Origin of the sequence: Cupriavidus phytohabitans, from assembly GCF_000426345.1 — a bacterium.
In the GTDB taxonomy this organism is placed as follows: domain Bacteria; phylum Pseudomonadota; class Gammaproteobacteria; order Burkholderiales; family Burkholderiaceae; genus Cupriavidus.
In genome coordinates, this window is the sequence record NZ_KE384524.1 from 1 (window position 1) to 7,034 (window position 7,034).

General features: G+C 60.1%; 9 protein-coding genes. All 9 read right to left on the reverse strand.

Going from position 1 to position 7,034, the window contains the following annotated elements; translation table 11 throughout:
* Positions 1-670 precede the first annotated feature (670 nt).
* Positions 671-1,621, reverse strand: a complete 951-nt coding sequence (locus tag K309_RS39060) for a hypothetical protein (protein WP_051320787.1) — start codon at positions 1,619-1,621, stop codon at positions 671-673.
* A 370-nt stretch (positions 1,622-1,991) separates the two neighbouring features.
* A complete protein-coding gene (locus K309_RS0135575) occupies positions 1,992-2,321 on the reverse strand; it encodes a hypothetical protein (protein ID WP_029050570.1) in 330 nt (109 codons plus the stop codon).
* Between the two features lie 70 nt (positions 2,322-2,391).
* Positions 2,392-2,658 (reverse strand): DUF6953 family protein, encoded by a 267-nt coding sequence (locus K309_RS0135580; protein WP_029050571.1) that lies wholly within the window; start codon positions 2,656-2,658, stop codon positions 2,392-2,394.
* The gene (locus K309_RS0135585; RefSeq protein WP_029050572.1) at positions 2,658-2,846 is read right to left on the reverse strand and encodes a YodC family protein; all 189 of its coding nucleotides are present in this window, start codon (positions 2,844-2,846) and stop codon (positions 2,658-2,660) included. The genes K309_RS0135580 and K309_RS0135585 overlap by 1 nt, the downstream gene beginning before the upstream one ends.
* 32 nt (positions 2,847-2,878) lie before the next feature.
* A complete protein-coding gene (locus tag K309_RS0135590) occupies positions 2,879-3,817 on the reverse strand; it encodes a hypothetical protein (protein ID WP_029050573.1) in 939 nt (312 codons plus the stop codon).
* A 9-nt stretch (positions 3,818-3,826) separates the two neighbouring features.
* Positions 3,827-4,483 (reverse strand): hypothetical protein, encoded by a 657-nt coding sequence (locus K309_RS0135595; RefSeq protein ID WP_029050574.1) that lies wholly within the window; start codon positions 4,481-4,483, stop codon positions 3,827-3,829.
* Positions 4,480-5,310, reverse strand: coding sequence for a TIGR04255 family protein (locus tag K309_RS0135600; protein WP_029050575.1), 831 nt, complete (start codon positions 5,308-5,310; stop codon positions 4,480-4,482). The genes K309_RS0135595 and K309_RS0135600 overlap by 4 nt, the downstream gene beginning before the upstream one ends.
* Before the next feature lie 276 nt (positions 5,311-5,586).
* On the reverse strand, positions 5,587-5,817 hold the full coding sequence (locus K309_RS0135605; protein ID WP_029050576.1) for an H-NS family nucleoid-associated regulatory protein: 231 nt from the start codon (positions 5,815-5,817) through the stop codon (positions 5,587-5,589).
* A gap of 178 nt (positions 5,818-5,995) precedes the next feature.
* On the reverse strand, positions 5,996-6,202 hold the full coding sequence (locus K309_RS44410) for an H-NS histone family protein (protein WP_500784391.1): 207 nt from the start codon (positions 6,200-6,202) through the stop codon (positions 5,996-5,998).
* Between the last annotated feature and the right edge of the window lie 832 nt (positions 6,203-7,034).

Consider the following 7,034-nt stretch of genomic DNA (forward strand, 5'->3'; position numbering starts at 1 on the left):
CTCTGTGCCGCAGGCTTCAATCTCCGTTGGCTGCTGCGGGCCATTGCCCGCCTCGGTATCCGCGGGCTTTTTTTCGTCTTAGCTTTGCTCACAGGGATGGCCCGGTTCGCCACCGATGCCGCCAATCGACTCAGCCCACATGCCGCAGTCGTTTGATGAGGGCCCAGAATCCTCCGCCTTTCAGTCACGCTGAGCTCTCAGACTGAATTTTTCAGGTCCGACTACATATTGTGCCAAGGCGATTTCGTAAAGAGGGTCCGGCTTGCCTGGTGGCGGAAGCCGAAACACGCCCGCAGTCTCGATGAGATCCGCGCATCCTGGTCCTTAGCAATTTAATGGATTGGAATAATCCAGCCTGCAACGAAAGCAGGTTTACAGGATGCTGGGTTACACATAACGCCCGTACTGGACATACGTGCAGACCACTTCTCATTAGAAAAGGTGACTTGCAAACTGCGTCTGGTCCATACATGCGTCGAAATCAAAGGGATACCAATCTGGCATGGGAGTGCAACGGCAGTGGTTGGCCCAGAAGCAGCCATTTTCATCAACACCGCGGTGCCTTCAAGTTATGCGTCTACGGAAATCGCCAGCCCTCGATTGCCTGACTAAGGTGCCGGACTGAGCCAGTGCCCGGCCGCGCGCTTACGCCCCATGCCTGGCAAGACTGTCACCTGCCCCAACCGCGGCATCCTGCTGTCGATGGACGGCAAGGGCAGTTGGCGCGACAAGGCTTGCGTTTCACACTACACCTCCTCGCGGCGATCAGAGACGACGTCGGCAACGCGACGCCGGCAGGACAGCTTGATCCCCTGTGCCTTTCGGGGTGGATTATTGCCCGGTGGGTCAGGCACTCGTTCTTGTCGCTGTAGGCGTGACCACGGATCAGTCCGCGACGGTTCCATATCTTCACGCTCGTTGGCGTGACGTGCAGCGCGTCGGCCATCTCCTGCAGCGTCAGCAGACCCGCTTCGCGTAATCGATCATAGCGTGGCTTCAGACAGTAATTGCGCTGCAGACGTGCGATCATTTTTGCGTTGAAGGGCCTACCTGTGCCCGACGGGACGCCACGTTCGTTCAGGATATTCGCGATCTGCAGGACAGTATGGTGATTGAGCAGTTCGTCTATCTCCTTGATCACCGTGGAAGGGGTGACCCATCGCTGCCAAGATTTCAGCGGCAACGGCAGCCTGAGGGTCCGGTGAGCGCCGCCCTTGAAGCGGATCTGTGCGGTAACCCGCTGGTCCCGGTTTAGGGTGACGTCTTCCAGGAGCAGCCTGATCATGCGTTTGCGTTCCCGGTCGGGTGTAGCGGGATCACGCCATAGCCGGGGGAAGTTGGACGCCAGTGAGACGATGACGGCGCGCTGCTCATCCGTCAGAATACGCGCGTCCTGTTCGCGCCGACGCCGATATTCCTCGTTGGCCTCAGTCAGCGCTCGAAGCTTATGGTTCCAGTCTGCTTCGAGTGAGTCGGCAACCAGCCGGTTCTCCGGATCGACGCGCATGTAGCGGCGCTGCGCCAGATCGGCTTCATACTGGGCGCGCTCCACCTGCTTGTGACGCAGACAGTCGGCTTCGTCGATGCGGAACTGGAGTTCGCGCTGAACCGCCAGGCTCACCTCAATAGCAAGCGGATTAAGCGCTTCGACGAGCAGTTCACCAATGGCCTCATCGATGGGGTGATCGTACTTTTGGTGCGGAATCCGGCGCTAGCAACCCGGAATGCAGCTTGTGGCAAAGGTTCCAGGCTACTTCGCGCGCGTACCCCTGCGCTCTTGCAAGCAACTGATTCCAAACGTTTTTCAGGACCTAAGCGCCAAATTTCTCATCAAAAGTACGATGACCCCGGCTTCCTTCAGACCCCACCTCACGGTGACGCCCTTACGCTTCACTAATCCTTCACCACCATCAGGTTGGATAGGGGACTTGCACCCCCGAGCTGTTGGACATGCTCGGCACACCAAGAAAAACCGCCCGAGGGCGGTGGTATCAGGCGTTTGGCGTCGGCGGTATCCATCCATGCTGTTCGGCCAGGATCTGCCATTGTGGCTTGGCAGAGGCAAGAACGGCCTGGCAGTACTTCTTTATCTGATCTGCTGCCTTGCCGAGACTCATGGTTGTCGAGATGTTGCCAAGGTGAATTTTCTGCGTCGGCCCGCCGCGCATGTGGACCTCCCTCGCGAGTTTCTCCAGCGCGGCCTTTAGCTTCGTGTCTTCCGTCCGATGCCCAATCTTCACCAGGCCGTTGCCCGTGGTCACAATCGAGGCCACGGTGTCGATGATGATGAGCACATCTTGGTAGTCTTTCTTCTCGGCCATCCGTTTTCCCGTCGGTCAAAAATATTCTGCATAGCATTCTGGGCGACAAAATCACCCGGTTCGCTGCGACCTACCCTCTGGCTTCCCGCCCGGGCTCGTCCTCCGGTACGCGGAAGCGCCAGTAGCGATCAGGCTTGACCCAAACGACCGTCTCTTCCGTCAGCTTGCGGAAGGCGGTCAGAATGTCCTTGCCCAGAACCTGGTTTCCGTCCGCATTCTCGATCAGCAAGTCTTCCCGCTTGCTGCGCACGAGGTGGTCGACTACATCGTCCTGGTAGATGCATGCATCCCGCTCGATCTGCGCAAGCATCCATTGAGCGACGGCGGCGGCGTCCATCACGCGCCTGATGGTTCGTTGATCACCACCAGCTGATCGTGCTTGAAATTTCCCTGCTCCAGCTTCCGGCCGGCAAACCACTGGCAGGTATAGGACTCGTTCGTGTCTTGCCAGTACTTCACCGTCATTTCGGGGCCGCCCGATTTCAGTTTGACGACGGTGCCGGTGGCGTGTGCGGTGGTGCTCATGCTTCTCCTTTTAACGTAATGACAAGATGGTCTCAATCCTCGGACTGTTTCGGCCGTCCGAATCCTCGCCAGAATTCTATGGAATAGTCATGCGGTGTTTGCGCTGAGCCTGGCTTCTTGGCAGCCCGATAGTCTGCCGCAAAGGAAACATCATCAAACTGCCACCGATCGTACTCGCGGACATCGTGGCGACTAAACTCATGCTCGCCACGCAGGTTGACATCCTCCACGGCGATGCCTGAAACCGTGCCGAGAATCTTCTCGAATTCGAGGACGGTTGGCTCAAGTGTCGCCCGCGCATTGCTATCGAGGAACGTATCGCGCCGGCAAAGTAGCACCACGTCGCACTGATATGTGTCGGACGGATCTGTCAGCTCCTCATTGCGCGGCTTGAGGAGCAGAAAGATTTCAGTTATAAGCGGCGCGCTAGTCAGCACCTTCCGCAGCCTTTCTTCTGCGCCAGCAAGCTTCAAGCGTTCATTGAACTCGTCGGGCAGTGCGGCCCGCTTATACCGTGTCGTCAACCAGTCGACAAGATCCTGACAGGCCCGCCGGTCGATCGTAAGAGTGTTGTCCGGGGTTCCATCGACGAGCAATGCCCGTTCTACCAGGCAGCGATCCCAGGGCTGGAAAGTCAGATGATGTGAGCCATCGGCGAGTGGGACGGCAAAGCGGCGAAAGCTCTTGAGAAACGTATCCTGAGCGTTCGGAGCCCCCGCGCGAATCCCCGCAACAGCAAATTCAACATATGGCTCGGCCGCATCAGAGTGGCAAACGATGTCGCAGGTCTGGCTGATCGTAACGGCGCACGCCTCTCCCCGCGACAGCTGATCGGCGAGTGCTTCGCGCCGCTGCTCCCGAAGGGCGGCGACAACCAGCGGGATCGCCGCGGCCCCAGCAATCGCTCCCTGCTGCCATCGCAGGTCATTGAGTCGGCTGCCGATTGTCGGTGGATCGTTGGTATCGTCCAAACGGCCCTCTCAACTGCCGAAACCGCGCGCGACGAGCCCCTCCAGGCGACGCGAGGCATCGATCTGCAAGCGACATTGATCGGCAATCGCGCGCAATGCCACCTCGCATCGCTGGACGTTGATCGGAGCCTCCTTCAATAGCGCGAACAGGCTTCGCCCCTCCTCGCGCTCCAAAGCCATCCCATGTAAGCGAGAGCCTAATGCGCCAACTCCATAGGCATTCCAGGTCCTGGTTAGCTTCTCAAGCGCCGCTAGACGCTCCAGCGCGTCGTCGTTGACTTGACCCTGATAGGCGTGGTCAAGCCACAGATAGATCGTCGCGCGCGCGCAGCCCAGCACTTCGGCCAGATCCTTCGTTGACAATCCAAGGCCGGACTTCACGGCGACCAGGCGCTCACTCAGCGGCACGGCGCGCGCGGGTGTCTCGCGCGCAAACTTGCCTCCCCGGTTAGCCTGCGCGAAGAATCGCTTGATCGCCAGGTTATCCAGGATGATGTGGATCTCGGCCTGTCCTGACGATGCAGTCTGGTAGCCGGTCGAGATTCGAATAACATCGGGATCTGCAATTGACCGGGAGATCGCTCCCCCGGTTGACACCGAAAAATCATTCAGCGCGTGAAGCGGCAAGGCCTGCGAGCGCTGGCCGATTTCGACCCTCTGCATCATCGTTGTTCCTCCCCGTCTTGCCAGTACGCCTGACCATTAGGGCTGGTCAGCTGCCTAAACAATGTGGATTGCGTGGTATGCAGAGATTTTGTCACACCAACGAGCATCGCAACATCGAGAACGCTCTTGATCTCGGCCGCCACGTCGATATCTACGTACCCGACCTTCGCCGCCGCGTCCTGCGCCATCAAGTCACGGGTAGACTGCAATCGGGACGACGGGGCAAGCTCGGGCACCAGCATGAGCGAGGGAGGCTGCGGCTGCGACGCCGGCGCCGTGAGACTTAGCCGCGCGACTGCGACATGCGGCGGCGGCCCGGATACTTCATACATGAGTTCGTGGACATCACGCGCGAGCCGCGCGCCGTGAAGGGGCGCGAGCAACCCTGACAATGGCGCGGCGAAGAAATCCGCGACATCGAGGCCACCTTCGGCGCGCACGATGTCCCAATAGCGCAGACCAATGCGTTCGACGAACTGGTGTTCGCGCACTTGCGCGAGCGCGGCAAGCACCTCAGCAAATAGACTGGTGAATGCGTCAGAATCCGAATAGCGAGTTACATGGAGCGCCAGTACGTCTCCAGTGAGCACGACGCAGGCGTCCGCCTCGCCTGTCAGGAAATGGAAGCGCTGCGTCACTTGCTGGCGCATACCTTGCGGGTCGAAAACGAACCCAAACTCCTGGCCGCGCACAAGGCGGGGGAAACGCGCACCGAGCGCGTCCTGCAAACTTGCGGCGAAGGGGTCAAGGTTCAGGATGCTCCCGAGCCGTAGCTCGGCGACGACGTAGGCGAGAGGTGCGTGCTTCCAGCTGCCAAGAGTCTGCATGGCCGGTTCCTTAATGTGTGCCTCGATTGTAGTCCGAGTCGGGGCGCGTTGGACACTATTTTGGACACTCATCGGGGCCGGCCACTGACTTGGCGCAAGTCGTCTTAAGGTTCGCCCCACTTGCCCTACGCCTACGGTGTGCGCTACAAAATGTACCTTATTAGCCATATATAGCGAATACATCACTTATTTGCCGTTTTTTCTACTTATCCGGCGCATCCTCTGCAAGCCCATGATTGAAAAGAAAATTCAGCGCTTGCAGCAGCTGGGCTTCGTTTATCCGACCCGGTAAAACTCCTTACCCTGCCCCGCATTAACCGCCCGCCGCAGCCAGTCGGGCATGTCGCCCTGCCCGTCCCAACTCTGCCCCGCGACGTTGCGGTAGCAGACCACGGGTGCTGGCGCCCGGGGCGGGGCCGATTCCAGCTCCTCCATGGTCAGCCCGTAGTCGGCCATCTCATTCTGGATCCAGCGGATCGCGTCCGCCCGCTCAGTTTTTGCTGTCATCGCTGCCGTCACTGCTGTCGTTGCCTTCGTCCCGGGTGTTAGGCAGCGCCGCCCCCCCGGGTCGTTGCCCGGCTCTCCCCCTTGGGCTTCCCGCGCAGTGGCCGCCGAACTTCCGACCTGCCGAGTTCGCTAGATCCTATATATGGGGACGGACCGGCCGCGCCCGCCAACCTGTCGTTCAGTGCAAGAGATCGATTAGGAAACGCTCGCGCTTCTTGCCAATCCATGCGGGAGCCCTACCACGCCCCGGCCAGGTCTGGCCCGTCTTGGGGTTGCGGTACATCGGACGCGGCGCGGCCTTCGTCTTGGTCGGAACAGGGCGGGCAGCTGGCTCAACACTGGGCTTGCCCGCAATGTCCTCAATGCTGAGGTCGTACTCCTGCATCCACTGCCGAATCTCCTCCACGACCTTTGGCACTTCCGTGGCTCGCAACTGCTCAAGTTGCGCATTGACAGATGCCAGTTGGGCGAGCAGTGAGGATTGGGACGGGCTTTGGGTTGCGGTAGGCGCTTTTTGCTCCTGTCGCGGCTTCCGCGTTTGCCTCTTCTGGGTCGGCGCTTCCGGGGCAGCCTCCACTCCAGGCAGTGTTCTCTGCTTCGGTCCGCGCTTCCGGGTTGGGGTCTCTTGAGCCGTGACTTCCGGAGCAGCAACTTCAGCTAGGATTTTCGGCTTCCGACCGCGCTTCGCGGTCCGCCTCTCTTCCGGCGCTGCTTCCGGAGTGGCAGTTTCGGTGAGCGCTTTCGGCTTGCGACCGCGCTTCGGGGTCCGCCTCCCTTCCGGCGCTGCTTCCGGCGCTGCTTCCGGCGCTGCTTCCGGCGCTGCTTCCGGAGCGGCAGTTTCGGTGAGCGCTTTCGGCTTTCGACCGTGCTTCGCTGTGCGTGAGCACGGGATTCGATGGGCGCGCGGGCACGGTAAATGATGGGTGGCTGCGGTCTGGTCCATCGCCAATGTTGCAGGTCGTCGGGTGATGCTGATGGACGTGGCGATCAAACGCGGAGGTCCAGATGTGGAGCGACGGCATTGATGGAACAAGGGGCCCGACGGGCCCCTTGTTGCTGGATCAGAAGTCGTTATCGGCGAGATCGCCAAGGCCATCAGGATGCTCCTGCCGATCTTCGGCCAGCCACTCGGCCAAAGCCAATTGATAGTGTGCAAGCAGACGGTCGCGCAGATCGTCGAGCAGTTCGATCACAGCCCAGGCCTGCGCGGGCGTCCA

Excerpts from the sequence above, each read along its gene's own strand:
- K309_RS0135585 (WP_029050572.1), bottom strand. The coding sequence starts at position 2,846 with ATGAGCACCACCGCACACGCCACCGGCACCGTCGTCAAACTGAAATCG.
- K309_RS0135600 (WP_029050575.1), bottom strand. The coding sequence starts at position 5,310 with ATGCAGACTCTTGGCAGCTGGAAGCACGCACCTCTCGCCTACGTCGTC.
- K309_RS0135580 (WP_029050571.1), bottom strand. The coding sequence starts at position 2,658 with ATGGACGCCGCCGCCGTCGCTCAATGGATGCTTGCGCAGATCGAGCGG.
- K309_RS44410 (WP_500784391.1), bottom strand. The coding sequence starts at position 6,202 with ATGCAGGAGTACGACCTCAGCATTGAGGACATTGCGGGCAAGCCCAGT.
- K309_RS0135575 (WP_029050570.1), bottom strand. The coding sequence starts at position 2,321 with ATGGCCGAGAAGAAAGACTACCAAGATGTGCTCATCATCATCGACACC.
- K309_RS0135605 (WP_029050576.1), bottom strand. The coding sequence starts at position 5,817 with ATGACAGCAAAAACTGAGCGGGCGGACGCGATCCGCTGGATCCAGAAT.
- K309_RS0135595 (WP_029050574.1), bottom strand. The coding sequence starts at position 4,483 with ATGATGCAGAGGGTCGAAATCGGCCAGCGCTCGCAGGCCTTGCCGCTT.